Source organism: Mycobacterium sp. ZZG, from assembly GCF_054786995.1.
On the sequence record NZ_JBTBFV010000051.1, the window covers coordinates 12363 to 39331 of the forward strand.

The following is a 26969-nucleotide window of genomic DNA, read 5'->3' on the forward strand; positions in this document are numbered from 1 at the left end:
GGAGTCCCGAGCGACGGCGCGGAGGGCCCGAAAGCGACTGCGTCATATCGGAAGTGTGGTGTTGCTGACGAACGCATCGCGCACCCACGACACCACCTCGTTCCACAGTCCGGTCAGCAGGGCGATGCCGACCGCGACGAGGAGCACGCCGCCGAAGACCTGAATTCGCCGAGCGTTTCGACGCAGCCAGCCCAGTGCCCTCATTGCCCGTCCGGATGCCAGCGCGAACAGCACGAACGGAGCGCCCAGACCCACACAGTAGGCGACGACGAGCACGATGCCGCGCACGACGTTGGGCCCCTCGGTGGCAGATGCCACAGCGATGACACCCGTCAGCGTCGGGCCCAAACACGGGGTCCAGCCCAGCCCGAACACCGCCCCCAGGAGCGGCGCACCCCACAGCGTGGACAACGACGTGGGCGTAAACCGCGCGTCGCGTTGCAGCGCAGGGAAGAAACCCATGAACACCAGACCCATCACGATCGTGACCACTCCGCCGATGCGCTGCAACAGCACCCCATTGGTGATAATCGTCGTCGTCAGACCCAGAATCGCGACGGTTCCCATCAGGAACACCGCCGTGAACCCGACAACGAACAACCCGGCGGCCCCTGCCACCCGCAGACGTGCCCTGCCCAGCGGCTGGGCACGCGCCTGGTCATCATCGACGCCAACCACCGCGGCCAGGTAAGACAGGTACCCGGGTACGAGAGGTACGACGCAAGGCGACGCGAACGACACCAACCCAGCCAACGCCGACACGAACACCGCGAGAAGGACGTGTCCAGACGTAGCGATCGCGGTGACACCATCCACGAAGTCCGACACCCTCCGCATCCACCGTTTCCGAATTCACTCATCGACGACGCAGGTCCGCAGCCACACTGCGGCACCCGACGACGCCACATCATCTACTATCAAACTACGTAGCAACAAATCGTCGTCAGCCGCCGCGAGCATCGGTCGGCGACCAGTGGAACGGAGAGGCCCGTATGCGGTGCTCGCCAGCCAGGCAAATCTTGGCCATGATGACGGCCGCTCTAGCGGCTGTGACCGTGCTGACCGCGCCGTCGGCCTCCGCCGAGCCACAGATACCCGTGCCCGCACCCGGTGACCCCCTTACGGTCCCCGACTCGGCAGTGCCGAATCCCTTCCCCCCTCCGGTATCCGGCACTTTTCCCGGCCCATCGCCGACGGCTACCGAAGACACACCAGCCGGCCAGAACGCGGCGCCCTACCTCGGCCCACCGGTCTTCGCTCCCCCCACGTTCAATCCGACGAACGGCTCGACGGTCGGTGTCGCCAAACCCATCGTCATCAATTTTCAACGGCCCATCGCCGACCGCACGCTGGCTGAACAAGCCGTCCATATCTCCTCCACCCCCGCGGTCCCCGGGAAGTTCTACTGGATGAGCGCGACCCAACTCAGATGGCGGCCCCTCGACTTCTGGCCTGCCAACACCACGGTCAGCATCGATGCCAGCGGCACGAAGTCGAGCTTCCGCACCGGCGACTCGTTGGTGGCGACCATCGACAACGCCACCCTCCAAATGGAGGTCATGCGCAACGGCACACTGGAGAAGACCATGCCTGTGTCCTTAGGAAAGCCGGGATACGACACACCCAACGGCACCTACTACGTGCTCGAGAAGTTCGCCGACATGGTGATGGACTCCTCCACCTACGGTGTGCCGATCGACGCAGCCGAGGGGTACAAGCTCAAGGTCAAAGACGCGGTGCGCATCAACAACGCCGGCATCTTCGTTCACGGCGCGCCCTGGTCAGTCGCCGATCAGGGCAAGCGCAACGTCAGCCACGGGTGCCCCAATTTGAGTCCAGCCAATGCGCAGTGGTTCTACGACAACTTCGGCAGCGGGGACCCGGTCGTCGTCAAGAACTCTGTCGGCATCTACGACGAAAATGACGGAGCCCAGGACTGGCAGATCTGACGTCGAAGCCAGAAACGCCCAGCGGTCACAAGCCGCACCCCGCTCGGCACCTTCGCGAAACCGCGCGCGCAAGACCAGGAGCGCGATCGTCACCCACATCACCAACGCGCTTCCCAGCGAACGCAACCCGGTACCCATAGAGGTCCTTGGCAGCGCCATCCCGCACAGACGATGCTGACGCCTGTCCTCGCCCATGGCCGTCGGTGGTTTCATCGAACGCGGCAGCGCCAGTATGACGAGCGCTCACGCCACGACACACGATCTATGTCGGCGACTTATCGAGGAACCACCGTCCCTCGGCGATGGGTTTCGATGAGCAGCGGGTCCGTTTCCTGCCACCGGGCGACCGGTTAGGCCCTGGCGCGAATAACGTTGTCGGCGAACACTATTCGTGACACGAGGTCATCTTCGGCCTCTACGAGGTGTTTGCCGGAGGTGAGGTCGACTCGGCATTCCGCGCGCGGGGCGGGGACGCCAGCGCGCCGAAGTGCGCCGCGACCTCTCCGACGAACGACTGCGTGGTCGGCGGGTCCTCGTTGCCAGAGGGCGTGCGCACTTCACCGACGCGACGCGCGAATTGGCGTAGACAGGCCGTCGAACAGAAGTAGAACCGGTAGGTGTCTTCCTCGTGCGCGATTGTCAACGGTTGGGCGTCTGTCGTGACGTGCATTCGGCATATCGGATCGACGTGCTCCTGGTGGCGGGTTCCGACGTCGAGGGCGAACGCTTCCACCAGGGCACCGACGTTCCGCAACCGAAGCGGGCCCAACGACGTCATCGCCAGTAGGTCTGTTGCCCGAAGCGCGGCCGCGGCCTCGGCGTTGCCAACAATCTGGCCTGGCTTGGCGACGGCGGCCAGTCTGGCTGCAGTGTTGACCGTCGACCCGAAGACGTCTCCGCGGCGCTTCACCACCGGCCCTGCACAGATGCCGGCGCGCAACAATGGAAAGCCGTCGATGCGACTGGTCTCGTCGTGGAGTCGCCGGAGGAAGGCCAGCGCCGCGGTGGGGTCCGAACTGGTGATCATCACGGCATCGCCGAGGGTCTTGATCATGTCGTCGCCGGGCCCGAGGACCCTGGCGGCTGTGGTGGCGAACCGATCTGCCAGTTCGGCAGCGCGATGATCACCGTGGGTTTCGGTGAACGCAGTGAACCCAGCGATGTCCACGAAGATGACCACCGTGTCGACGTCGGCATGCTCGAATTCATCTGCGGCACTGGATAAGTCGATCGTCATGGCGTCTCTTCTGCACGCTCAACGCGCGGCGCTGCTGGGGTGACCGACTGCATAGGCATCCCGAGGAGGCGCAACGCATTGGCGACGACGATGAGCGTCGAGCCTTCGTGGATGAGCACGGCGGGACCGATGCCCAGGCCGAAGATCGTCGCGGGAATGAGGACCGCGACGATTCCGAGACTTGCCCACAGGTTCTGCTTGATGACGCGCGAGGAGCGGCGGCTCAGGCTGATTGCAAATGGCAACGCGCGCAGGTCGTCGGCCATCAGTGCAACATCAGCGGTCTCCAACGCCACGTCGGAGCCCGCCGCTCCCATTGCGATACCCACGCTCGCGCCGGCCATGGCGGGCGCGTCGTTGACGCCGTCGCCGACCATCCCGACGCGGCCGTGGCGTTCCCGCAGGGCGGCGATCTGGGCCACTTTGTCCTCGGGCATCAGATCGCCGCGGGCGTGGGCGACACCGACTTCGGCGGCGACGGCGTCGGCCACCCGCTGGTTGTCCCCCGACAGCATCACGGTGTTCTTCACGCCGAGTGCGGCAAGACGCGCGATGACCGCCGACGCCTCCGGCCGAGGAAGGTCCATCAATCCGATCGCGCCCAACCAGCGGTCGCCCGCGCGGACGAGCATCGTCGTGCGGCCCGCCTGTTCGAGACGATTCACCTCGGCCGCCAGCTCAGCCGGCGGGGGCTGAGCGGCGTCGGTGAACAACTCGGTCTTGCCGATGCAGACCTCGACCCCCTCGACGGACGCGACGATGCCGCGGCCGATCACGGCACGGACGTCGGTCGCGCGGGGTGTCACCGCCCCGGCGAGACGCTCGCGGCCGTCGCGGACTATGGCTCGGGCGAGCGGATGGTCGCTCTGCTCCTCAACGGCAACGGCGATCCGCAGCAGTTCGGCGTCGTCGCTGTCTGCGGTGGCGCAGACATCGGCGATCCGGGGCCGCCCCTCGGTGAGGGTGCCGGTCTTGTCGAAGGCCAGCACGTTGACCCGGCCAAGTTCCTCCAACGCGGCACCGCCCTTCATCAGGATGCCGGCCCGCGCCGCCCGCGCTACCGCCGACAACACCGCGCTGGGCGTGGCGATCGCCAGCGCACACGGGCTGGCCGCCACCAGGACGGCAAGCGCCCGGTACACCGTGTCAGTGAACGGCTCGTCGACCACGAACCCGGCGAAGAGCAGCAGGACCACACCGACCAGGACCACGGGCACGAAGATCCGCTGGAAGCGGTCGGTAAAGCGCTGCGTGGAGGTGGTCTTGGTTTGCGCCTCGGCCACCAGACGCACCACCCGGGCCAGGGTGGAGTCACTGGCGAGCCGGGTCACCTGAATCTCGATGGCGCCGGCGCCGTTGATGGTGCCGGCGAACACTCGCGATGCCGCGTCGATGAGCTCGGGTGACGCCGCAGCTGCCGCCACGTCCGGGACCGGGATCTTGTCGACGGGGACGCTTTCCCCGGTCACCGGGGCTTGATCGATGCTGCTGCTGCCTGCCACGACGAAGCCGTCTGCGGCCAGACGCATGTTGGGGCGCACGACGACGATGTCCCCAATGCGCAGGTCCGCGACGGACACTTCGACGGTGTCGCCGGTGCCGCCGCGTCGCACCAGCGCCGTCTTGGGGGCGAGTTCGGCGAGCGCTTCGATCGCCCGGCGAGCCCGGCCCATCGCATAGCCCTCGAGTGCGTGTCCGACGCTGAAGAGGAACAGCAGGAGCGCACCTTCGGCGACTTCGCCGAGCGCCGCCGCACCCGCAGCGGAGACGAGCATGAGGAAGTCGATCTCGAACCGGCCCTGCCGCACACTGGCGAAGGCTTCCTGCACGGTGAAGAACGCGCCGAAGAAGAACGCCAGGCCGTAGACCACCACCTCGGCCGACCGTGGCGTATCGGCGAAGGCGGCCAATAACCAGCCCGTGAGTAGGAGCGCGCCCGCCAGTCCCGCAAAGACCAGTTCGGTGCGTTCGCCGGAGATCCCGCCGTGACCGTGTTGATGGTCGGCGCCGTCTCCGTCGTGCGCGACGGCTGCTTCCGCGTCCGCGGCGCTCCCCGACGGCGCCATCTGCGCGGCGATCACGTCTACGAGTTCCTGGGCGGTCACCGTCGTCCGCTCGAACTCCAGCTCGACTGAATCTGGTGTCGCGGCTGCGGCGACGACGCCGGGAATCGTCGACAGCGTGTCGACGAGCGCAGTGCGCATCGCCATATCGTCATGAGTGCCTGTGGTCAACCACCGCAGGTGCCCATACATCGACGTAATCGTGTCGGCCGCCTCCAGAGCCCGCCGCTGCACTTCTGTCGCGGACGCAGCCTCGGCGTCGTAGTGCACGCACAGGCGGGGTTTGGGCGTGTCGCCATCGATAACGTGGGCCTGTTCGATGATCCCGTCATCCACCAGGCCGCGCGTCAGGCGGTCAGCGCAGCGCTCGTCGCTGTCGGGAAGCAGGTCTGTCAGGTCGAGTGCCAGGGTCCTATGTGTGGGCGCCCCGTCCGCGCCGAGGCGACCTACCTTCTCGCCGTTGCGATCTGCCATACATGCAATAATACGCATGTGTGCATATGACTCGTCAACACCAATTTGCGCGAACCCGCGCGTCGGCGGCATCCGCCGACGTCGACGACACGCATGCGACCCGACAGATTCCAAGGCGAGCGCCGGCGCCGCCGAGAGACCCTCTCCGACGCCCCCCAGGGGAACCGCCGTGTGGCAGAACGTCTGCGTGCCGCCAACGGCTCGGCGAGAAACCCGTGTAGACGGACTGACCTACCCGAGAGCCGTTGCCCCGCAACCAATGTGGCGCGAAGGTGCCCGCGCCTCACTCGGATCGCCGCATTGGATATCGACGGCGCCATTTGGCTGCAAGGCCGCCAGCGCACCCGCACGCATTGGCTACACGAATAATCCTGCCGGCGTTGCAAGGCGCTGCCGGGGAACGGGTGAGCCGCACTGTCTACCAACGGTGACCGGGGCCTGAGGATGCTTTCGATGGCCAGTACGCCACGTACTCACCATCGGGGTCGTAGAAGTGCCAGCACCCATCGGGACTGGTCCGAGCGGTCCACCCCCGAGACACGGCCCACTGCACGAGGGCAGCGGCGATCTCGCCGTTACCAGCGGCACGCCGTGTTGCTTGCGCTCTGCCCCGTGGCTCACTTTTGTATGCCATGCCCAACTTTGGGCCTGCCAAACGGCGAGGCCTCCTCCTCCCTCTCGTCTTGTGTAGCCGCAGCAACGCACCCTGAGGGGACTCTGCTCGCCGCCGCATTATCTACGTACCTAGATAGTACTTGTTGGTGGCGTCGCGATGGTTGGAATGTGGTGGCGATGGACTACGTGAATCCGCTCTGGAGAAACGATGGCAACCGAGCAAGCTCTAACAGCCTCAAGCAGAACGCCCATGGTGCGCGCATCACGGCCCCGCTAGGGCCACCATCCCGTCAAAGCACCAATCCTGCGCCCGAGTTCTGGCGCCATGGACCGCACGTACGTCGCCGTCAAGTGGTGAGAATCTCGGTAGATCAGGATGTTCCCTTCGGCGGCTCGGCAATAATCGTCGCGACACATCGCACTACTCATGTCGATCACTTTCATCAGCGGGAAACGATTCGTGAGATCTGCAGCGGGATTGACGTCGTCGAGGACGAGCGCTCGTGGCATGCCACACGTCGTCGCGTCGCCGCCGTCGGCCAGACAGTCGCGAGGGAAGAAAGGTTCGCCGTTGCGGACCAGCCACGGTGTATCGCGCATGCCAAGCACCTTCACACCGCTTTCTGCGAACGCCTGCCAGATCGGCAGGTACACATCTGGCATGACGTCGCCGGGTTGCGTATCCCGTGGTCGTGTCACGGTGGTGAACACGAAATCTGGTCGGTCGGCGACGATCTCGCGCATGGCGGCTTGAACCCAATCAAAGCACTGCGGGTACGGCTCTCCCGACCCCGGAATACGGGGCGCTCGCTCTCCTGATAGGGGGCAGCCCATCTTGAGATAGGTCACGACCTTGAAGCCGTACAGCCGGCCGAGCAGGTCCAGCGCAGTGATCCAGTGCTCGGCGTGCGAGCCGCCCGCCACCGCGATGGTGCGGGTCGCGGTTTTGGAACCAAAAGCGCACTCGCGCAGACTCGGGTCCGCGAAGTCGCTGATGCAGCTGTCGGCGGTGCTCTGCGGCAGGTCGTCCTTGGCCTCCAGGACCGTCGGCCGCATCGGCAGCTTGGGGACCTTGGCGTGGTCGATCAGCGCGCGTGCACCGGGGTAGTCGCGGGGCGACAGCCCGGCCAGCTCCTCGCCGTTGGCGCGCTGGACCGCCACGTGCTCGCGCCAGGTGAACGACGCCGCCGTCAGCGCCACGCCCAACAGCGTCACCACCGAGCCCAACACGATGGTGGGCCTAAGCAGGCGCGTGCGCAGCGGTACGGCGGCCTTCGCCTTTTTGGCCGAGCTGGTCGCACGCAGCCGCAGCGGCACCTCGATGTAGCGGGTCGTCAGCCAGGCCAGCACCCCGGAGACCAGCAGGACGCCCGCGCCCTCGGCCAGGTTGGCCTGTGCATGTCCGCTGTAGGCGAGCCAGAAGATCAGCAGCGGCCAGTGCCACAGGTACAGCGAGTAGGCCATCGCGCCGAGGGAGACGAACGGCTTGGTGGCCAGGAGGCGGTTCGGCAGGGGCATCCGGCCGTCGGCGCGGGCGAGGTGCGGGTCGGCGGCACGGTTGGCGGCGCTCAGGATGAGCAGGATGGTCGCCCCGACCGGGACCAGCGCCCACGGTCCGGGGAACTCCGCGACGCCGTCGATGAACGCGCCACACGACAGGATCGCGGCCAGTGCGAGCACCGAGACGAGGGTCCGCAGCCACATCGGCCACCGGACGTGCTGCACCAACGCCCCCGCCAGCGCCCCGAGCAATAACTCCCAGGCCCGGGCGAAGCTGTTGTAGTAGGCAGTGGTCTGGTCGGCCTGGTGCGCACCGATCGCGTACACGAATGAGGCGATGGTGAGCGCCGATAGCAGGACGATCAGAAGGACCCGCAGGTGCCTGCCCACGAGTAGGCGGCGCAGCAGGAAGCCGATGCCGAATACCAGCAGCAGGAATGCGAGGTAGAACTGCCCCTGCACCGACATCGACCAAATGTGCTGCAGCGGGCTGACCGCCTCGCTCGCGCGCAGGTAGTTCGCTGCCGTGCTCGACAGTTCCCAGTTCTGGTAATAGCCGAGGCTCGCGAGGCTCTGATCGGCGAACGTCTCCCACCGGGTCTCGGGCTGAACGAGGATCGTCAACCCCGCGGAGGCCGCGAGGACCACCACCAGCGCGGGAAGCAGGCGCCGGACCAGACGCCTGACCTCGGGCACGGGTGCCAGGGAGGCGGTCGACGTCAGGGCGGCGCGCAGCAGCCGGCCGCCGAAGAAGAAGCCGGACAACGCGAGGAACACGTCGACGCCACCGGAGACCCGGCCGAACCACACGTGGAACACCGCGACCAGCGCGATGGCGATGCCACGCAGGCCGTCGAGGTCGTGGCGGTAGAACCCGGGAGCCCCAGTGCCCGTCAAGGCAGGGGCGGGGCGCCCGGAATCGGTACGCGGCGCCGTCCGGGGCGGGGCGGAGGTCAGCATGGTCGTCGAGACGACACCACGGGAGTCATGAGTTCAGCCGCGGTCATGACGCGGCCAGACGAAACTGGTGTGCCGAGTACGTCCGCACCCTCTGGCCTCGACGTCAGCCCACCCCGGCGTAGGAGTGCAACCCAGCAATCACCAGATTGATGAAAAACAGGTTGAAGACCATCGCCACGAAGCCGGCCACGTTGATCCAAGCAGCCTTCCTGTCACGCCACCCCGCGGTGGAGCGGGCATGCAAGTAGGCCGCGTAGGCAACCCATGCGATGAACGACACCGTCTCCTTGGGGTCCCAACCCCAGAAGCGTCCCCACGTCTCCTCGGCCCAGATCGCGCCGAAGATGACGCCAAACCCGAAAGTCGGGAACGCAAAGATCGTGGTGCGGTAGGCGATCCTGTCCAGAACTTGTGCATCGGGCAACCTGGACATGATGCCCGCGACGTACCCGTTCCCCCCGTCGCCCCGCAGCTCACCATGAGTCGACGTCTTGGCCAGGAACAGAATGCTTGCCACTCCGGCGACAAGGAACACACCGGAGCCGAGGCTCACCACCGACACATGAATAGGCAACCAATACGACTGCAGCGCAGGCATCACGGGCGCGGCGTCGGCATACAGCCACTTGCCCGACACCGCGAGCAGAATCAACACCGGGATCAGGACAAACACCCACAGCGCGCGAAACTGCGGGCGGCGCAACACGACTGCCGCGGCGACGAGGCCGCACAAGCAAGTCAAGTTGATGAACTCGTACATGTTGCCCCAGGGGGCACGCGAGGTCGCCAAGCCGCGCAGGACAATGCACATCAGGAGTAAGACGGTACCCACGAAGACCACGGCTATTCCAGCACGCTCCATACGTTCTGCCCGCGATCGCCGCGGCATCTCGGTGACGACACCCGGGCTTGCGCTGTCGAGCGAGACCCCTACAGGTGCCATAGACCTCTCGAGTGTCCTTGTCCGACCGATCGCGAAAGTCGCTGCAAGAAGCAACAATGCAAGCGTCAGCACGCCCACCGCTGATGCGTACGCCCAGTCCGAATACAGCGCCAGAGATTCCCGTGTGCCAACTACGTTCACGTCTGAGATCTCACGCTGCCGTTGAGGACTATCGGCGTAGCGTAGCCAGACCACAACCTCGCTCGTCTGCCTCCGCTCGTCTCGCCTCCCTGCGATCGTCTCTGCGAGCGCGACGTCTGTTTACGGTATTGGACCCAGTGTGCGGTCGGCTGCCGCGACCCGAAAACGTTCACGGCGTGCCCAGCCCGCCGCATGACGGAGGTTCGGGAGTGTCGAGAAGAAATCCGAATCCATTGAGCCGCATATCTGCTCGCAGCGATGGACTCGGTCGATTAGCTGATAGCCATGCCCTCAGCGCGTCGGCTTGTTGCTCCGGGGAGGCATCCGCCACGCCAGCGTCGTCGAGGATGAAGTAGCAGAGGGTTGCATCGCCGAAACAACCGTTGATCATGCTTACGTCGGCGGTTGCCTTCACGTCGGCTGCCATGACGCGGAGTTCGAGGAGCGACCACTCGGGGTGAGACCCTGCACCTGGACGCTGCCGCAACCACTCGTGGAATTCCTCGTGCAGCTCGGACGGCAGTGGATAACCGCTGCGGGACAGGGCTTTTACTACCACCAGAATGGCCATGCTCGGCTCACCAACGTGTAGCGCCGTGAGCGCCGTCACACGCTGCGCTTCCGTAAGGCAGGGTTCGGCGGCCTCCCACATCACCTCGGCCATCTCGAAGTCTCCCCGAATCATGTAGGCCTTTTAGGTGATTCACCGACCCGCTGCGGCCTCAACAGCGGCATGAGGCCGCCTCGGCAGTGACCGCGCATCAGGCTGGAATAGCGCGCGCCTTTGCATATCAGCATTGTGGCCGATCGGTTTAGGTGCGCACTTGAGCGTCGTCGAGCCGGGTAACGTCGCCGTCCTCGGGTCCGTGCGAACGACCCACGTGTGCCTCGCGGCGCATCCGGTCGATCATGTGCGGATAGTGCAGCTCGAACGCCGGGCGCTCGGAACGGATGCGGGGCAGCTCGGTGAAGTTGTGCCGCGGCGGCGGGCAGCTGGTGGCCCACTCCAGGGAGTTGCCGTAGCCCCAGGGGTCGTCGACGGTGACGACCTCGCCGTAACGCCAGCTCTTGAACACGTTCCACAGGAACGGCAGCGTCGACAGACCGAGGATGAACGCACCGATCGTCGAAATCACGTTCAGCGTCGTGAACCCGTCGCTAGGCAGGTAGTCCGCGTAGCGACGCGGCATACCCTCGTTGCCCAGCCAGTGCTGCACCAGGAACGTGGTGTGGAAACCGATGAACGTCAGCCAGAAGTGCAGCTTGCCCAGGCGCTCGTCGAGCAGGCGGCCCGTCATCTTCGGGAACCAGAAGTAGATGCCCGCGTAGGTGGCGAACACGATCGTGCCGAACAACACGTAGTGGAAGTGCGCGATCACGAAGTAGCTGTCGGTGACCTGAAAGTCCAGCGGCGGGCTGGCCAGCAGCACACCAGACAGACCACCGAGAAGGAACGTGACGATGAAACCGATGGAGAACAGCATCGGTGTCTCGAACGTCAACTGCCCCTTCCACATCGTGCCTATCCAGTTGAAGAACTTGATGCCCGTCGGGACGGCGATCAGGAATGTCATGAACGAGAAGAAGGGCAGCAGCACCGCGCCGGTCGCGTACATGTGGTGCGCCCACACGGCCACCGACAGTGCGGCGATACCGAGCGTCGCGTAGATCAGCGTGGTGTACCCGAAGATGGGCTTGCGGCTGAACACCGGGAAGATCTCACTGACGATGCCGAAGAAGGGCAGCGCGATGATGTACACCTCGGGGTGACCGAAGAACCAGAACAGGTGCTGCCAGAGCAGCACACCGCCGTTGGCAGGGTCGTAGACGTGCGCGCCGAGGTGCCGGTCGGCGGCCAACGCAAACAGAGCCGCGGTCAGCAGCGGGAACGCCAGCAGCACCAGAATCGACGTCACCAAGATGTTCCAGGTGAAAATCGGCATCCGAAACATCGTCATGCCCGGCGCACGCATACACACCACGGTGGTGATCATGTTGACCGCGCCTAAGATCGTCCCCAGCCCGCCGACGATCAGGCCGAGAATCCAGAGGTCGGCGCCGGCGCCTGGCGAATAGATAGCACTAGACAAGGGCGTGTAGGCGGTCCAGCCGAAATCCGCGGCGCCACCGGGGGTGATGAACCCGGCAGTGGCGATCAGCGCACCGAACAGGAACAGCCAGAACGAGAACGCATTCAACCGAGGGAACGCCACGTCAGGGGCGCCGATCTGCAGCGGCAGCACCAGGTTCGCGAAGCCGAACACGATGGGTGTCGCGTAGAACAGCAGCATCACCGTGCCATGCATGGTGAACAACTGGTTGAACTGCTCGTTGGACAGGAACTGCAGGCCGGGCACCGCCAATTCGGTGCGAATAAACAGCGCCATCAACCCGCCGATGAGGAAGAACGCGAAACACGCGACGCAATACATCATGCCGATCAACTTGTGATCAGTGGTCGTGATCAATCGGTAGATCAGATTGCCCTTCGGGCCCATCCGGGCGGGGAAGGGGCGGCGTGCCTCCAGTTCCCCGACCGGTGGCGCATCGGCGACCATAAGACTCCTCCCGCCACGGGCCCGGACCCCGTTTCGAATCTACGGACTACATACGTAGGATATCCTACTGCGTAGGTTAGTACTAGCTTGTGTAGTTGGAAGTGCTGGACCCATCAGTGAGCCACATCGCCCGGTGACGGGCGTCCTGCCGGGGCGGGTGCCGAGCCAGCACTCGCACCCGCTCCGGCCCAGCCCCTTCGAGCCGACCTCCGGTGCGTTAGGGAGGTGCCAGTCTCGCGGCGCGGGGAGCTGTATTGAGGTGTCACGAACGACGTCCGAGCCTGACGGTCGTCCTTAATCTGGTTCTACTACGTACGTACTTAGCAAAGTAGCTCCTCACGTTGTTGCGTGCGTTCCTGATTAAACCGATTGCGTCCCAACCCATTAAGTAACGTGTGATGTCAGGCGGGGGCGTTCATCGGCGGTTCGTGACTTGCCCAGTAGCCGGTGTTGGGTTAGCGTCTCGCCAACCAGATAACGAATCGGTAACGGCAAAGGATCGACTTCGAAGTGGTGCACCACCGACTCGCGCGACCAGACGCGCCGGCCGATCGTGGGGCCACTGACGTCACCGAGATCATCGCCTTCGGCGAGTTCGGCGCGTTGCTGGATATGGCCAATTGTCGCAGCGATCCGTTCGCTATGGACTTCGAGGTGTTGAGCGCACCGGAACTCGACGACCTCAACGATGTGGCCGATGAGTCGCCACGGCTGCTGCTCCCACCGAAAGGTGCCACGAAGGCAGCGTCACCGACCGTGCCGGCTCCCGTCGGCGGGGCACGTCTTAGGGAACGTCCACCGCCGTCTCGGGCGCAGTCGGGCGCTACCCTCCGCGCATCTGGCGGAGCGCATCGACGAACCCCCGCGGCCACCGGTGCGGTGCACAGCAGGTTGGTCATCACTGCTATCGCCGTCGGCGCGATCGCCGCCGCAGCGAACGCAGCGGTCGACGAAACCGAGGCGCAGCAGCCGGTTTTGGTCGCCGACTCTGCGGCGTCCCCGACTGCCCTCCCCGACGCCTCGGGGATGCAGATCATCCCTGTGGCAAACGGTTTCGATGCTGGGATCCATCGACAGGAATTGGCCAACGGCGCGGCCTTCGCTCAGGAGCGGGCGCAGCGGGAGGCGCGACTTCGGCGCCCCCAGTTCACCTTTCCTGCCCGAGGCATCCTGACATCGGGCTTCGGAGCCCGGTGGGGCACCCTGCACGCCGGACTCGACATCGCCAACGCCGTCGGCACTCCGATCTACGCCGCATCCGATGGCGACGTGATTGCCTCCGGTCCGACACCGGGTTTCGGCATGTGGGTCAAGATCCTTGCCGCGGACGGCACAGTTACGCTCTACGGTCACATCGACACCACGATGGTGCAAACGGGCCAGCGGGTGATGGCCGGCGACCAGATCGCCACCATGGGCAACCGAGGCAATTCGACGGGACCGCACCTGCACTTCGAGGTGCACCGCAACGGATCGGTCAAGACCGATCCGATGGCGTGGTTGGGGGAACGGGGAGTGCCTAACGGCTAGGGCAGCTGCCTGACCGTCTACACAATGCGAGCACAGCCGTCTCACGAAGACAACTCCCCAGGAGAGGCCGGGCGATCAGAGGCGGAAGGCCCGGCCTCGCCGCCGCATCGCTAAAGCATGCCCGCTGCGGAAAGCTAGCAGCCAGCTACTGACGTCAGTAGAATCACGTCGAGCCCGGCTGGCCGCCGCGCGATCACAGTCGGCGCCGTGTGCTCACTTCAGCGCCGGCACACCGATCGACACCGTAAGCTACCTACTGACCAATTCAGGAGGTTCGAACATGGCTCGGGTGCGTGGCTTCGGAGAACTCGAGGCGTCAATCATGGATCGCCTCTGGAACCGAGACCCCGAGGCCGACAGCACGGTACGGGACATCTTCGACGAGTTGAGCACCGAACGCCACATCGCGTACACCACAGTGATGTCGACGATGGACAACTTGCACGGAAAGGGTTGGCTGTCGCGTGAACGCGACGGCAAGGCTTACCGCTACCGGCCGACCCTGACCCGCGAGGAGCACAGTGCACGACTCATGCTGGAGGCACTGAGCGGCGGCGGTCGATCAGAGGCGGTCCTGAGTCATTTCGTGGCGCAGATCGACGCCGAAGAATCCGCTGACTTGCGTGCTGCGCTGCGGCGCCTGGCCCGCAAGTCAAGTCGCCGATGACCGTCGCGGCGGCGTTGCTGCTGTACGTCGCGGCAGTCCTGTCCATCGGACCGAAGGTGCTGGTCCACATCACCGCCGACGGCGGGGCTCCGCGCCTGGCGATAGCCGCGTGGATCACCGCTGTCGTGACGGTTCTCGGCTGCTCGGTTGCCGCCGCCGCGCTGCTGCTCATCGAAGCCGCTGGGCATTGGGACAGCCCCGACGCGCTGCTCGTCACGTGCCTAGAACGTCTGCGCGCCATTCTCGTCGGCCACGCCGGGTGGCCGGCACGAATCGTCGCAACCGTCGCGGTAGCCATCGCGGTCGGAAGTCTGATCGCCGTCGTCATTCGCCTGAGCCGCGCTCTGGGCCGGATGCGCACCCACACCTTCGCGCACGCCGACGCCGTACGCCTGGTGGGCAGGTCACACGGAAGCGACGTCGTGGTCATCGAGGCATCCGAGCCTGCGGCGTATTGCGTGGCGGGCCGCCCACCGGCGATCGTAGTGACCTCCGCAGCTCTTGCCGCACTCAATGAAAGCCAACTAGCGGCCGTCGTCGCCCACGAGCGTGCTCACCTCGACGGCCGGCACGCCTACATCGTTGCCGCGGCGCGCGGCCTGACCGCCGCGCTGCCCACATGCGGGCTCTTCGCGAGCGCAGCCAGCCACATCAGTTCTCTGTTGGAGATGTGCGCCGACGATGCGGCCGCTCGTCGCCATGGCCGTCAGCCGCTGCTCGCGGGGTTGTTGACCCTCGCGGGTGCCACCGCCCCGGCTCAGGGTCTGGCCGCCGCCGGTATCGCCGTGCTCGCCCGTGCCGAGCGGTTGTCGAAGCCACCACGACGGTTCGCCCGCATCCAGACCCAAGTCACGCTCAGCGGTGCAGTAGCAGCGATGGCCGCCACACCCTTGGCGATCGTCACTCTGTCGCTATCGGGCGTACTGATCTGCTTCGCGTGAGCGGCTCACCGCGCTTAAGGACTTCACGACATTCTTGGCGCATCCAAATACCGCGCTGCACGGCGTCGTTGCGCCGTAAATGCGGCTACGGCAGGGTCGTGGCGCTTCAGCGGCTGGCTGGCTAGAGGTGCGGGAGGCCGCCCATGCCCGCAAGGTGAGCGGCGGCCGGGTCGGCCACAACCATGGCCAACACCGCCAAACCCAGGGCCAACAGTAGCGCCGTCGCGATCCATCGGCGGGCCAGTCGACCCGTCGGCCGCACGTGACGCTGGTGAGGCCAACTCGACCGCGGTCCGTGGCAGGACACGGCCAGTGCGCTCTTCACACCACCAATCTACTATGTGACTACGTATGTGGCCATTGCTTCGCATTTTTGCGTTACGAGGGTCGGCGATGGGGTCACCCCTAAGGTGTAGGCGGCCTTCTGACCGGGCTTCGGCGGGCAACGATATCACCGTCGCTCCATGCAGGCGGCGATGAAAGGGACCGCGTGCGCGACGATCTGAGAACGGGCACCGGGCGACCGGTCCGCGCGGCGTGGGTGGCACTCGCAGGTGTGACGATGATCATCGTCGCGGGCTGCGGCGACACGGACCGTGTGTCGTCGCCGGGTCCTTCGAGCGCCGCGGGTGCCGTCGCCGACCAGCCGCACACTCGGTTCGACGTCTTGTTCGCCTTCGACATCATCGACCACAGCGGTCAAGCTGTTGCATTGAGCAATTCGACCACCGTCAAGCAAGGCATCGCACCCGAGATCCGGGACATCGCCAGACAAATCAGCGCGGGCAGCACCACCTACGTCAACGAGCTGCAGGCGCTCCTCGTCGATTGGGGATTCACCCCCATGACCGTCGGGCCCCGTCCTGCGGCGGGCAAGCCCAACGTCGCAGTTGCGCCGGGTGAACATCCGCTCGCCGTGGACGCCGACGTCCGTCGCGTCACCAGCGCGACCGGGACGGGTGCGGCGGGCCAATATCTGGAGTTGATGATCCGACAGCACCGTTTCACGATCTCGGCCGCGCGTGACCAGCTGGAAGCAGGGTCGAATCCTCGGGCGATGGCGATCGCGCGATCGCTCATCGAAAGCCAGCAAAGCGAGATCTCCGTCATGGAGACCCTGCAGCCCTGACGATGTCGCTGGCGACCTGGGTCTGGCGTCGAATTGATGGCCGCCGCGTTGTCGTCACGGCGTCAGTCGTGCTCGTTGGCGGTGCTCGGCACGTCGGTCGGTGGTCGCCGCTGTTGGTGCAGTCCGCGCAGAAACGCGTTGTAGGCCGCCAGTTCCGCGTCGTCGCGTTCGACGTCGGCCTCTCTTTTCTTCGACTCCGACTCCTCATCACGGCGCCATCGGATGGCGAAGATCACTGTGGTCAGCAGCGCGACGGGCTCGCCGTAGGACCACGCCAAGGCGCCAGCAACCCCCTGGTCGGCGACGGGGTCGACGTTCCAGTCCGGCGGAGGTTGGGCGAAGGTCTCGGTGAGCGTGCGCGGTGCCATCATCAGGATGACGCCGATGAAGACGTGCAGCGGCATTTCGACGAAGATGTCGAAGAAGCGGCCCAGGTTGCTCTGCCGGACCGGCAAGGGACCGGTCGACAGGATCGGCAGGATGAACAACATACCGCTGGTGAGGAAGAACACCTGCAGTGTGACGTGTCCGGCCACGCTGGACGCCGCCGCGTCGAAGAGGTCGGAAAGGTACAGGCCGTAGTAGCTCAACAGGAACACCGGAATGGTGAAGCCGGGGTGCAGCACGATCCTGCTCGCCCGGCAGCGCAGGCCGCCCAGCGCGGCGATCACGACGTAGCGTCCGAGTCCACGATGAGGCGTGGACCTGAGGAGCAGCCGGCCGGGCGCACCCAGCACGAGCAGCGGCGGAACGAGGATCGACAGCGTGAGGTGCTGGAACATGAAGGCACTGAACAGTCGGTAGCCGTAGCCGTCAATGGCCAGGCCCGTCACCGCCGCCAAGGCGATACAGCCGGCCAGGAAGCTCGCCGTGCGCGTCCACGCCCATTGGCGGCCCCGGCATCTGATGACTCGAACGGCAAGCAGGTACCACACCGCCAAAACAATTGCCAATACCGGCAGTATCGGAACCGGCGGCGGTAACCAACCGAGCATCGCCCATAGCGACGGCGGTGAGGTGGGGAGCACCACCTGACCGATCACGGGGCAGCCCACCATCGAGTCGCGGCGTTGCGCCCGAGTGTCGGCCGCGCCCCGCGGCGACGTGCAGCCGGGGCGGGGTCGCCGTTCATCGCGGGGGCCCTGAGCCGGTTGTGGTCTCGGCGGCGAGGCGACGGACCACCGGTTCGAGATCCTCGGCGAGCAGCGCCCGCAGGAACACCGCGGCGACGCGATGCGACCGGTCCAAGACGATGGTGGACGGGATGACGGTGGTGGGATATCTCGCGCCCAAGGCGATCATCGTGCGCATCGGTGGGTCGTAGATCGACGGGAAGGTGACCTTGCGATCGACGATGAAGTCAACCGCAGCTTGGCGGTTGTTGTCGCGGACGTCGATGCCCAGGAAGGCGACTCCCTCGTCCCGGGTCGCGTCGTACACCCTTTGCAGCTCCGGCATCTCGGTGCGACAGGGACCGCACCACTGACCCCACACGTTGATCACCACCACCTGCTCGGCGAAGTCGTCAAGTGACAACGTGCGGTTGGGGTACATCAGGTCGGGTCCGCGTATCAGCCCCGGGCGACCACGACTCTGCGGCGGGTCGTAGAAGATGTCGACCTGCCCGCCCGGCGACACGAACTCGAACGTGCCACCCTGCGCGACGGCGTCGTCTCCGCTGGAGCATCCGGACACTGCGGCGCCGAGCAGTACCGCGCTCAAACCCGCGACGATGCCACGCCGTACCACCAGTGACCAATGTATCGGGGGTCGCATCCGTCGCCGACGCTCAACGCCCACGTCCAGCCTTGACGGCGACATTCGGGGCGCATCGGTGAGTCGACGAGTCATTCAAGTGCCACTCACGCTGGGTTGCTCCGATACGGGCCCGCCGAGTCGAAGCCGCGCGACGTGGTGCGTGACCCGTGCATCGACACGACGACCTCCGTGACTGGACGTTGGGCGCAGGCACCGCGGCCGCTCGAGCGAGCACCGGCGGCGCCCCTGCTGCCAGGGCCGGTCAGCCCGGCACCTTCTACGTAGAGACTACGTAAATGGTAGCGCAATGGCTTCACGGCGAATGACGGGACGACATTGATGAGGCGTTTCAACAATGCGGGCGATCTATTGGCGCAGGAGCGTCTGGTGGCCGACGCTAACGCCGTTGGCAATCGTCGGCGGAGCCGCGATCATCAGAGCGTGCAGCGGTCTACCAACGCCGCGGCAGGCGCAGCGATCCGAAGGGTCGTCGATAAGGGCACCCCCTTACGATCTGCGTGTTCCGGACTTACAGACGTCGGTCACCGAGGGCGACGTCGGAGATCGGTGGAGTCGTCGGTTACGGTCAGCGCTGCTGCCGGGCGTGCTGGGCCTGACGATGACCGTGGGCAACGGGCGTCAAGACGATGCCATCTCCGTGGGCTAGGACAAGACGCCGACCGAGAGGGGGCACTTGATCCGTGTTGTCCGACGGCTGATCATTCACTCGCCGTTCAGGTCACGGGCCCCGGCTGAGTTGATGGCGTACCGGTTTGCCTGCTCTCAGCATGATGACGGCGATCGCGATCAGTCCGATGACGGCGCCCGCCAAGATCCACAGCGCCGGATTCACGCCTTCAGGTTGTTGACCGGTGTGCGTGTCGTCGTAGGAGTGTTTGGTGGGTGTTGGGCCGGCGGAGTGTGTTGGAGCTATCGAGGAGGTCTGCCCCGACGTCGGCTCGGCGGCGGCGGTCGGCGCGCCGGTCGAGGCGAGCCCGACGAGTGCGGCGGCGACTGCAACGACGGGGGCCAACTGCGCGAGCCACCTCCCGGCCTGCGGGGGTCGTCGACACCACCTGCGCGGCATGCCCAGGGTCATCTCACGAAGTAGATGGTGGCAAAGAGCGCGATCCACACGATGTCGACGAAGTGCCAGTAGTAGGACACCACGATGGCCGCCGTCGCTTGGGCGGGGGTGAACTTGCTCATGCGCGTGCGAATGAGCAGCAGGATGAAGGCGACGAGACCGCCGATCACGTGCAACCCGTGGAAACCCGTGGTGAGGTAGAAGACCGACCCGTACGCGCTGCCGGCGATCGTCGTTCCCTCACGCACCAGGCTGATGTATTCGTATCCCTGGCCGAGCACGAAGATCAATCCCATGAGCAAGGTGACGACGTACCACCGGCGCAGGCCGAACACGTCGCCGCGTTCAGCGGCGAAGACACCCATCTGACAGGTGAACGACGACGCGATGAGGATCAACGTCACCGGCACCGCGAGCGCGAGGTTCAGCTCGGTGGGCGGGGGCGGCCACTCATCGGCCTGGGCGCGAGCGGTGAAGTACATCGCGAACAGACCGGCGAAGAACATCAACTCACTGGACAACCACACGATCGTCCCTACGGCGACCATGTTGGGCCGATTCAGCGAATGAACCCGTGCCGTGATGGCGGTGCCACTTGTCATGTCGTCCCTCGTCAAGCCAAGTCCGCAGACGGTCTACTGAGTCGCTACCTACTATTGCACACAGTAAATGTGCGACAGTTGCGTCGTTGGATGCCGTGGTGCGATTCGACCGGAACATTCAGCGGGAGTTCGCTTTTGAGCCCCGCCCGGCGCGACGGAGCATGCGCAATGGGCGCGTACGGCCGAGGAGCATCGCCCTGGGCGTGGACATTGAACGCGGTTACTCGTAATCTTTCCGTGACCTACGTAGCTAGACCATAGATGTCCCTGCGGTGTAAGGACTGTGTTTTGAGGATGAACCGCCCTGCCGCGGTATGCCGCTCGGCGGGTGCTCTCGTCATGGCAATCGTGCTCGCACTGACTCTCGGCGACTCTGCCGGGACTGGGTGGGCCGACCCGGCTGCCGACGCCCTGGCTCGATTGACGGAGTTCTCACGAGAAGCCGAGCGGACCACGGAAGCGGTGTATTCGGCCGAACTGGACCTCGAGGCGAAACTCGGGGCGCAGCGCAGGGCTGAGGATCGTCAACGCACCGAACTCGAAGCGATGACCGCGGCGCGAGCCGACCTCGGTGAGTATCAGGCCGCCGTGAATCAGGTGGCGGCCGCGGCGTACATGGGTGGTTCGACCAGCACGATCAGCGCGGCGCTGACCGCGGAGTCCCCCCAACGCCTGCTCGACGAACTCTCCTCGAGCAGGGTGATGGCCACTCACATGTCGAACCGCATCAGCGCCTTTCGCGCCGCATCAACCCGTGCCGACGAAGCCGCGCTCGCGGCGCAGTCATCAGCGCTGGCAGCTCGTACTGCCGCGGAGCAGGCGTCGGCCGTCCGCGCGGACCTGCAGTCGAAGCAGAGCCGGCTGCGAACACAGATCGCCGAAGTAGAGGCGCTATACCGCGCACTGACCCCCGATCAACGTGCAGCGCTCGCGGACCCTGGGCCGATGCCGCCCGCGCCGCCGGTCCCGCCAGCGGCCAACCCGGCCATCATGGCGATGCCCGAGGCGATACCACCGGTGGGGCCGGGTCCGTCCAGCTCACCCGAGGGGACCGGGGTCGTGCAGGCGGCGTTGACCCGTGTGGGTGCGCCCTATTCGTGGGGTGCGACAGGACCAGATGCCTTCGACTGCTCGGGGCTGATCAAGTGGGCGTTTCTGCAGAATGGTAAGTCGCTCCCGCGGTCGAGTCAGGCGCTCGCGGCGGGCGGACAACCCGTGGCGACGACCGAGGTACAGCCCGGCGACATAGTCACCTTCTACTCGGACGCCTCACACGCGGGCATCTACATCGGCGATGGGAACATGGTGCACGCCTCGACGTACGGCACTCCGGTGAAGGTGGCGCCGATCTCCTCGGCGCCGATCTACAACGTGCGCCGCTACTAGCCAGCTACCACAGCGTTGCCCGCTCCCGCGGTTCCCGGGAATGTTCCAGTCGCCGAGCCCGTCGGTACCGGACACGGTGGGTCCCACCGTGTTTACAACTTTGACGACATCGCGGCGTTTGGTGTTGTCGTAGAAGCACTTGTTATCCAGCGTGAGGCATGCGTGAACTGACGTTGGCGTTGTCAGACGGGAACATACACTCATGTGCGCGGACCGCGTGTTGGCACGACGGACGCGAGCCCAAGGAGGACCGTGAACCTGGCCACGCGCGCCGTCATGACCACAATGGTGGCGCTGGGCTTCTGGCTGTGCGGAGTCGGAGTCGCTGCCGCGCACACCTCACTCGTGGGTTCTGACCCGGCCAAGGACGCGAGCGTAGCTTCCCCATTGACCGCCGTCGTGCTGATCTTTTCCGAGGAAATCAATCCAGCGTTCGCGGACGTCGCCGTCACCAGCGCCGATGGTCGCAACTGGGTATCGGGCTCGGCAAACGTCGAAGGGCCGCGCCTCACGGTCGCCGTCGGGCCCGACCGACTCACAAACGGCCTGTTCACCGTCAGCTACCGCGTGGTCTCAGCAGATGGCCACCCCGTCTCCGGCTCGTACACCTTCACCATCGCCGGCGTCCCAGAACAGCCGTCACCCACAACCGCGCCAGCCCGTGCAGCACCCAGCACCGCTGAGCCGTCTCCTCCGGCGCCCGCGGCGACCGCAGGTTCGGACACCAAGGCGTCTGTACTCACAGCAGCCGGCGCCGGTCTGGCGCTTGGCGGAGTGATCGCGTTCTGGCAAAGTAGGCGACACCGCCGGAAGAACGCAGCAGAACACCCCCGATCTGAACCCGGGCGCTCTGGAGGGCATGACACATCACCTCCTACCGATCGAAGAGATTGACCTCGTAAAGCGCGCGAGCGCAGCCGCGGGGCGCCAACTGCGGATCGGCCAATGGGTTCCGCTCGACGAGCGCGCAAATTGCAAGGCCGCTACAGCCCTTTCCATATCCGCCTCGCAGGCGCGTCGGCCCTAGTACTGCCGAGAGAGCCATAATCCCGGCCACAGCTGTCAACGAAGCCGACCGTTTGCGAGAGATTGTGGTACTGGGGATCGAAAGTTTCCGGTACCCCTGGTACCGAGTCGGCCACTCTGGCAACATCACTCGGCGATAGGTCACGACTGGCGCACACCCGGGGGAGATGACAATGACGGATGTCACCACAGCCTCGAAACTGTCCACGCTGGCTCAGGCAAGCCAAGGCGGCGGGACGGCCCTCCACGAGATCCTCATCCTGTCCTCAGCCGGCGCGGTGGTCGCCGCGGCGCTGCTGTGGGTCGGCTACCAGCATCGAAGCCACAAGATTGCCTGGCTAGCGGAATTGGGCCACTGGTCCGGCAGGCGTTTTAAACGCCCGCCGTGGGTCGCCCTGCCGATTGCGCTATTTATCGCCTCTATCCTGTGTGCGCTGTTCGGCTTCATCTGGGACGTCAGCCTGCACATCGGCAACGGTCGAGATAACGGCGCGCTCGCCAACCCTGCGCACTACTTCATCCTCATCGGGCTGTTCGGCATCTTCGTCGCGGGCTGCACCGCGATGGTGCTGCCCCACGATCGGCCTGGGCCGGCGGCCGTGCGCATCACCGACCATTGGTACGCACCCGTCGGCGGCATCGTGATGGCCGGCTGCGGCCTCTATGCGCTGATGGGCTTCCCCCTCGACGACATCTGGCACCGAATCTTCGGCCAGGACGTCACGCTATGGGGGCCCACACACCTGATGATGATCGGCGGCGCCGGCTTCTCCACGATCGCCGCATTGTTCCTCGAGTACGAGGGCCGCCACGCCAACGCCAGTGCCGAAGACGCTCCCCCCGACGGGATTGGCCTTAGGTTCGTCCAATACCTCGCCTTCGCCGGCGTCCTCGTCGGCGCCTCTGTCTACCAAATCGAATTCGACTTCGGCGTCCCGCAGTTCCGCCAAGTGTTCCAGCCCATGCTGATCGCCGCCGCCGCCGGCCTGGCGCTGGTGGCGGCGCGCGTCTTCATGGGCCGCGGCGCCGCGCTCATCGCCGCGGTCATCGCGATCGGACTGCGGGGCGCCGTGGCGCTGCTGGTGGGCCCGGTCCTCGGCGCGCCCATCAACTGGTTCACCCTCTACCTTGGCGCCGCCGTGGTCGTCGAAGTCATCGCGCTCACACCCTTGCTCAAACGACCCATCGTGTTCGGCGCCCTCAGCGGTTTCGGCGTCGCCACCATCGGCCTGTGGCTGGAATCGCTGTGGATCAACGCCGTGTACCACTATCCGTGGCCGTCGAGCATCTGGCCCGAAGCGTTGGCAATGGCCGTGCCGGTGGCGGTCCTCACTGGCGCGTGCGGCGGCATGGCGGGCATGGTGCTCACCGGCCAGCGGCTTCCGCGGCGCGCCATCAGCATAGGCCTAGTCGCGCTGACGGTACTGGCCCTCGGTGGCGCCGCCGCCAACGGCCTGCGCTACAACGTGCCGCAAGACGTGACCGCCACCGTCACCCTGACTGAGGCGCCGCCACTCAACGGGCAGCGTCAGGTGACAGCCGACGTCCGCATCAACCCGCCGGACTTTCTCAGCGAAAATCCCAACTGGGTGGCACTAATGGCGTGGCAGGGCAAGCTGGCCAACGACCGCGGGCAGATCGTCGATAATCTCGCCAAAATTGGCGCAGGCCACTACGTCTCCACCAAGCCGATCCCCGTAGCCGGCGAGTGGAAGACCCTGTTGCGTGTGCACGACGGCAAAACCTTCACCGCCGTACCCATCTATTTGGCGGGCGACCCCGGAATCGGCGCCGAAGAAATCCCCGCCGAGGCGCAGTTCACCCGCCCATTCGTCGCTGAGATCACCATCCTCCAACGCGAGCGCAGCCCCGACATCCCGCAGTCGCTCTGGCTGATCGGTTGTCTAATCGTCCTGGCCTGCACGCTGGCGATGATCGCCGGAATCACTTGGGGCGGTGGGCGCATAAACAACAGCGAGCCCAGGAGAAGCCAACGGGCCTATGAACCGTCGGCACAAGCCTGACGCCGCGACACTGAAGTCCTGACACGAGTATCGCACTCCAGAAGTGAGGAGCCCCAGGCGATCCGGGCGCTGACGGCTCCCCTTCTTCGTCAGGTTATACGCGAAGCAGGTGTACCCGGCAGGCTACCGTGGCTTCAGTGAATGCCCCCGACGCCCCAACGGACGACCAGCGGCGACCGCTGCGGATCGAGATTGCCGTGGTGTTGATGGTGACGTTCGCTCTAAGCGCCTATACCTCGATCCTTAATCTGATCGAGGCGGTGCTGCTCGGCCTGGCGGGGCAGACCGTAGCGCTCAACCCGCGCCGCTCCACGTTCGACCTCATCGATCTCGGCCTCAATCTGGCGACGGTGTTCCAATTGGTTGCCTGGGGCTTTCTCGCGATATACCTTTTGTGGCGCAGTGGTATCGGCCCGGCAGCAATCGGGTTGGGCCGACCACGGTACCGGCCCGACCTGGTCGGTGGCATCGGGCTCGCGGCCCTTATCGGGCTGCCCGGCCTGGCTCTCTACGCTACCGCCCGCGCATTGGGCCTCAGCGCATCGATAGTGCCCTCGGAACTGAACGACACGTGGTGGCGCATCCCCGTCCTCATTTTGGTGTCGTTCGCCAACGCCTGGGCCGAGGAGATCATCGTGGTGGGTTTTCTGCTCACCCGGCTGCACCAACTGCGGGTCCGCCCGGCCACCGCGCTGGTGCTGTCAAGCCTTCTACGCGGCACCTATCACCTGTACCAAGGGTTCAGCGCCGGGCTGGGCAACATCGTGATGGGTCTCATATTCGGCTACGCGTGGCGGCGCACCGGCCGGCTGTGGCCACTGATCATCGCCCACGGGGCGATCAACACGGTGGCCTACGTCGGCTATGCGCTGGTCGCGGACCGACTCGGCTGGCTGCACTAAGTTCACCTGCTACACCCTCCTGGGACCCTCGCCCAGACCAACCACCGGCAGCGTGGGCCTCGGGCCCCCGGCCCAGGGCTGGTAATCAAACGCCACGGTGAAAACCCACGGCACCATCACCGCCGGCAGTGATGGAGGGCACCGGCGATGTTTCCACCGTTACGCTGCCTAGACGGGTCGAGGTCGCCCTCAATACGCATCAAGCGGCCGAGTTATAGCCCACGTAACCGTTGTCGCTCAACAACATTGGCGCTCGATGCGGATATCGAGCTCGAAAGACCGCGTCGGCTCAGAGGCCTGCGGGAAGGCCTTGCAATGGTAGTGATCACCCGCCGCTAAGTCGCCCGGGTCGATCGGGCCAGCGCGACCGCTGCTGCGCATGTCGTCGACTCGCGCGAATAAGCGGCATCGCGCCAAGGTGAACCCGAGGCTTCAAGCCCTGTGGCACAATGGCTTCGACCTGATTGGCTTGAGGGAGTCCAGTGTCGCTGGTGCGTGTGCGGGCTGTCGCCGTTGTGGGTGCGACCGCGGTGATGATGACGTCTAGCTGTTCGTGCCAGACCGGCATCTCGATACCCGAAGGCGTTCCGCCGCCGGCGGGAGCCCCGGTGCCTTACATTGACTATCCTGCCCGCGGCCGACCCGCCGACCAGTTGCGCGTTTGGGCTGCACAACGGGCTCCGGCGCTGAACATACCGGCCACCGCGCTGGAGGCATATGCCTATGCGGCCAGAGTCGCCCACGTCGAGAACCCCGATTGCCAGCTGGCCTGGACGACGCTGGCGGGGATCGGCATGGTCGAGAGCCGCAACGGCACCTTTCGCGGCGCTACCATCGCCCCGAACGGGGATGTCACTCCGCCGATTCGTGGTGTGCGCCTTGATGGCTCGAACGGCAATATGCGCATCGCCGACAGCGGCGGCGGCTCGCCCGGCGGTGAGCCCGGATTCGCCCAGGCCATGGGCCCGATGCAGTTCATTCCGGAGACCTGGCGGCTCTATGGGGTCGACGCTAACAATGACGGCATTGTCAGTCCCGACAATGTCGACGACGCTGCGCTGTCGGCTGCCGGCTACCTGTGCAATCGCGGCGGCGACCTGGCGACCCCAAAGGGGTGGATGACAGCGCTGTGGGCTTACAACCAGTCCGATCCGTACGCCCGCAGCGTGCGCGACTGGGCTACAACCTATGCCGCCGGCGACTCTCAATAGCAGCCCGAAGTCGCCGGGTCCACGGGCGCGCGCATTCTGGACGCAGATGTGTGGCGGCAACGTGTCGCGCCTAGGATCGAGCTGCCATCTGATGAGGCTTTGTAAGGCCAGATCCAATAAACTCGACCGCCAGTCTGACGGGCCCTGACCCCAGGTGTTGGACACGCTGAATCCCGCAAGATTGGCGGGGGAAGCGAGATGATCGACACCGATGGCAAGGAAAAATTACCCGGACGAGTTCAAGCGGGATGCGGTCGCGCTGTACC

22 protein-coding genes are annotated in these 26969 nt (G+C 65.5%); 10 read left to right on the forward strand and 12 right to left on the reverse strand.

Annotation, left to right across the window (positions count from 1 at the left end):
- Nucleotides 1–42 precede the first annotated feature (42 nt).
- A complete protein-coding gene (locus ACXMYJ_RS22480; RefSeq protein ID WP_011893705.1) occupies nt 43–816 on the reverse strand; it encodes a cytochrome c biogenesis CcdA family protein in 774 nt (257 codons plus the stop codon).
- A gap of 176 nt (nt 817–992) precedes the next feature.
- Here ACXMYJ_RS22480 and ACXMYJ_RS22485 point away from each other — a divergent pair, with 176 nt between their 5' ends.
- Nucleotides 993–1949 carry a L,D-transpeptidase gene (locus ACXMYJ_RS22485; protein ID WP_011893704.1) on the forward strand — a complete coding sequence of 319 codons (957 nt, stop codon included), beginning with the start codon at nt 993–995 and terminating at the stop codon, nt 1947–1949.
- A 415-nt stretch (nt 1950–2364) separates the two neighbouring features.
- Here ACXMYJ_RS22485 and ACXMYJ_RS22490 read toward each other — a convergent pair whose 3' ends face one another.
- The 6 genes from ACXMYJ_RS22490 to ctaD all read right to left on the reverse strand — a co-directional run bounded on the left by ACXMYJ_RS22490 (nt 2365) and on the right by ctaD (nt 12440).
- A complete protein-coding gene (locus tag ACXMYJ_RS22490; RefSeq protein ID WP_011893703.1) occupies nt 2365–3186 on the reverse strand; it encodes an adenylate/guanylate cyclase domain-containing protein in 822 nt (273 codons plus the stop codon).
- A complete protein-coding gene (locus ACXMYJ_RS22495) occupies nt 3183–5741 on the reverse strand; it encodes a heavy metal translocating P-type ATPase (protein WP_049777259.1) in 2559 nt (852 codons plus the stop codon). Before ACXMYJ_RS22495 ends, ACXMYJ_RS22490 begins: the two co-directional genes overlap by 4 nt.
- 870 nt (nt 5742–6611) lie before the next feature.
- Entirely contained in the window at nt 6612–8798 is a 2187-nt protein-coding gene (locus tag ACXMYJ_RS22500; protein WP_011893701.1) for an acyltransferase family protein, read from the reverse strand.
- 103 nt (nt 8799–8901) lie between these two features.
- Nucleotides 8902–9882 (reverse strand): c-type cytochrome biogenesis protein CcsB, encoded by a 981-nt coding sequence (gene ccsB, locus ACXMYJ_RS22505; protein WP_011893700.1) that lies wholly within the window; start codon nt 9880–9882, stop codon nt 8902–8904.
- 169 nt (nt 9883–10051) lie between these two features.
- The gene (locus ACXMYJ_RS22510) at nt 10052–10546 is read right to left on the reverse strand and encodes a hypothetical protein (protein ID WP_041800675.1); all 495 of its coding nucleotides are present in this window, start codon (nt 10544–10546) and stop codon (nt 10052–10054) included.
- Nucleotides 10547–10694: 148 nt separating this feature from the next.
- Complete coding sequence (gene ctaD, locus ACXMYJ_RS22515) at nt 10695–12440, reverse strand: aa3-type cytochrome oxidase subunit I (RefSeq protein ID WP_099962915.1); 1746 nt, start codon at nt 12438–12440, stop codon at nt 10695–10697.
- Nucleotides 12441–12950: 510 nt separating this feature from the next.
- Between ctaD and ACXMYJ_RS22520 the strand changes: the two genes are divergently transcribed.
- The 3 genes from ACXMYJ_RS22520 (at nt 12951) to ACXMYJ_RS22530 (ending at nt 15578) form a co-directional block, all read left to right on the forward strand.
- A complete protein-coding gene (locus ACXMYJ_RS22520; RefSeq protein WP_011893697.1) occupies nt 12951–13970 on the forward strand; it encodes a M23 family metallopeptidase in 1020 nt (339 codons plus the stop codon).
- 280 nt (nt 13971–14250) lie between these two features.
- On the forward strand, nt 14251–14637 hold the full coding sequence (locus tag ACXMYJ_RS22525; RefSeq protein ID WP_260752986.1) for a BlaI/MecI/CopY family transcriptional regulator: 387 nt from the start codon (nt 14251–14253) through the stop codon (nt 14635–14637).
- A complete protein-coding gene (locus ACXMYJ_RS22530; protein WP_260752987.1) occupies nt 14634–15578 on the forward strand; it encodes a M56 family metallopeptidase in 945 nt (314 codons plus the stop codon). Before ACXMYJ_RS22525 ends, ACXMYJ_RS22530 begins: the two co-directional genes overlap by 4 nt.
- Nucleotides 15579–15699: 121 nt before the next feature.
- On the opposite strand, the gene ACXMYJ_RS22535 is transcribed toward ACXMYJ_RS22530, so the two are convergent.
- Nucleotides 15700–15903 carry a hypothetical protein gene (locus ACXMYJ_RS22535; RefSeq protein WP_260752990.1) on the reverse strand — a complete coding sequence of 68 codons (204 nt, stop codon included), beginning with the start codon at nt 15901–15903 and terminating at the stop codon, nt 15700–15702.
- Between the two features lie 237 nt (nt 15904–16140).
- Here ACXMYJ_RS22535 and ACXMYJ_RS22540 point away from each other — a divergent pair, with 237 nt between their 5' ends.
- A complete protein-coding gene (locus tag ACXMYJ_RS22540) occupies nt 16141–16707 on the forward strand; it encodes a DUF305 domain-containing protein (RefSeq protein WP_011893694.1) in 567 nt (188 codons plus the stop codon).
- A 62-nt stretch (nt 16708–16769) separates the two neighbouring features.
- Here ACXMYJ_RS22540 and ACXMYJ_RS22545 read toward each other — a convergent pair whose 3' ends face one another.
- From ACXMYJ_RS22545 to ctaE, 4 genes are all read right to left on the reverse strand, one after another.
- A complete protein-coding gene (locus ACXMYJ_RS22545; protein ID WP_011893693.1) occupies nt 16770–17765 on the reverse strand; it encodes a cytochrome c oxidase assembly protein in 996 nt (331 codons plus the stop codon).
- Nucleotides 17766–17835: 70 nt separating this feature from the next.
- Nucleotides 17836–18558 (reverse strand): TlpA disulfide reductase family protein, encoded by a 723-nt coding sequence (locus ACXMYJ_RS22550; protein ID WP_011893692.1) that lies wholly within the window; start codon nt 18556–18558, stop codon nt 17836–17838.
- 646 nt (nt 18559–19204) lie between these two features.
- Nucleotides 19205–19564: a hypothetical protein gene (locus ACXMYJ_RS22555; protein WP_011893690.1), complete on the reverse strand. Its 360-nt coding sequence runs from the start codon at nt 19562–19564 to the stop codon at nt 19205–19207.
- Complete coding sequence (ctaE, locus tag ACXMYJ_RS22560; RefSeq protein ID WP_011893689.1) at nt 19561–20154, reverse strand: aa3-type cytochrome oxidase subunit III; 594 nt, start codon at nt 20152–20154, stop codon at nt 19561–19563. Before ctaE ends, ACXMYJ_RS22555 begins: the two co-directional genes overlap by 4 nt.
- A gap of 294 nt (nt 20155–20448) precedes the next feature.
- Between ctaE and ripC the strand changes: the two genes are divergently transcribed.
- From ripC to ACXMYJ_RS22585, 5 genes are all read left to right on the forward strand, one after another.
- Nucleotides 20449–21540 carry a peptidoglycan hydrolase RipC gene (gene ripC / locus ACXMYJ_RS22565; RefSeq protein ID WP_396884552.1) on the forward strand — a complete coding sequence of 364 codons (1092 nt, stop codon included), beginning with the start codon at nt 20449–20451 and terminating at the stop codon, nt 21538–21540.
- Between the two features lie 252 nt (nt 21541–21792).
- Nucleotides 21793–22434, forward strand: coding sequence for a copper resistance CopC family protein (locus ACXMYJ_RS22570; RefSeq protein WP_460358891.1), 642 nt, complete (start codon nt 21793–21795; stop codon nt 22432–22434).
- Between the two features lie 305 nt (nt 22435–22739).
- The gene (locus ACXMYJ_RS22575; protein ID WP_099962906.1) at nt 22740–24590 is read left to right on the forward strand and encodes a hypothetical protein; all 1851 of its coding nucleotides are present in this window, start codon (nt 22740–22742) and stop codon (nt 24588–24590) included.
- 128 nt (nt 24591–24718) lie between these two features.
- The gene (locus ACXMYJ_RS22580; RefSeq protein ID WP_173838456.1) at nt 24719–25492 is read left to right on the forward strand and encodes a CPBP family intramembrane glutamic endopeptidase; all 774 of its coding nucleotides are present in this window, start codon (nt 24719–24721) and stop codon (nt 25490–25492) included.
- Between the two features lie 533 nt (nt 25493–26025).
- Complete coding sequence (locus ACXMYJ_RS22585; protein ID WP_375167689.1) at nt 26026–26703, forward strand: lytic transglycosylase domain-containing protein; 678 nt, start codon at nt 26026–26028, stop codon at nt 26701–26703.
- Nucleotides 26704–26969: the final 266 nt, after the last annotated feature.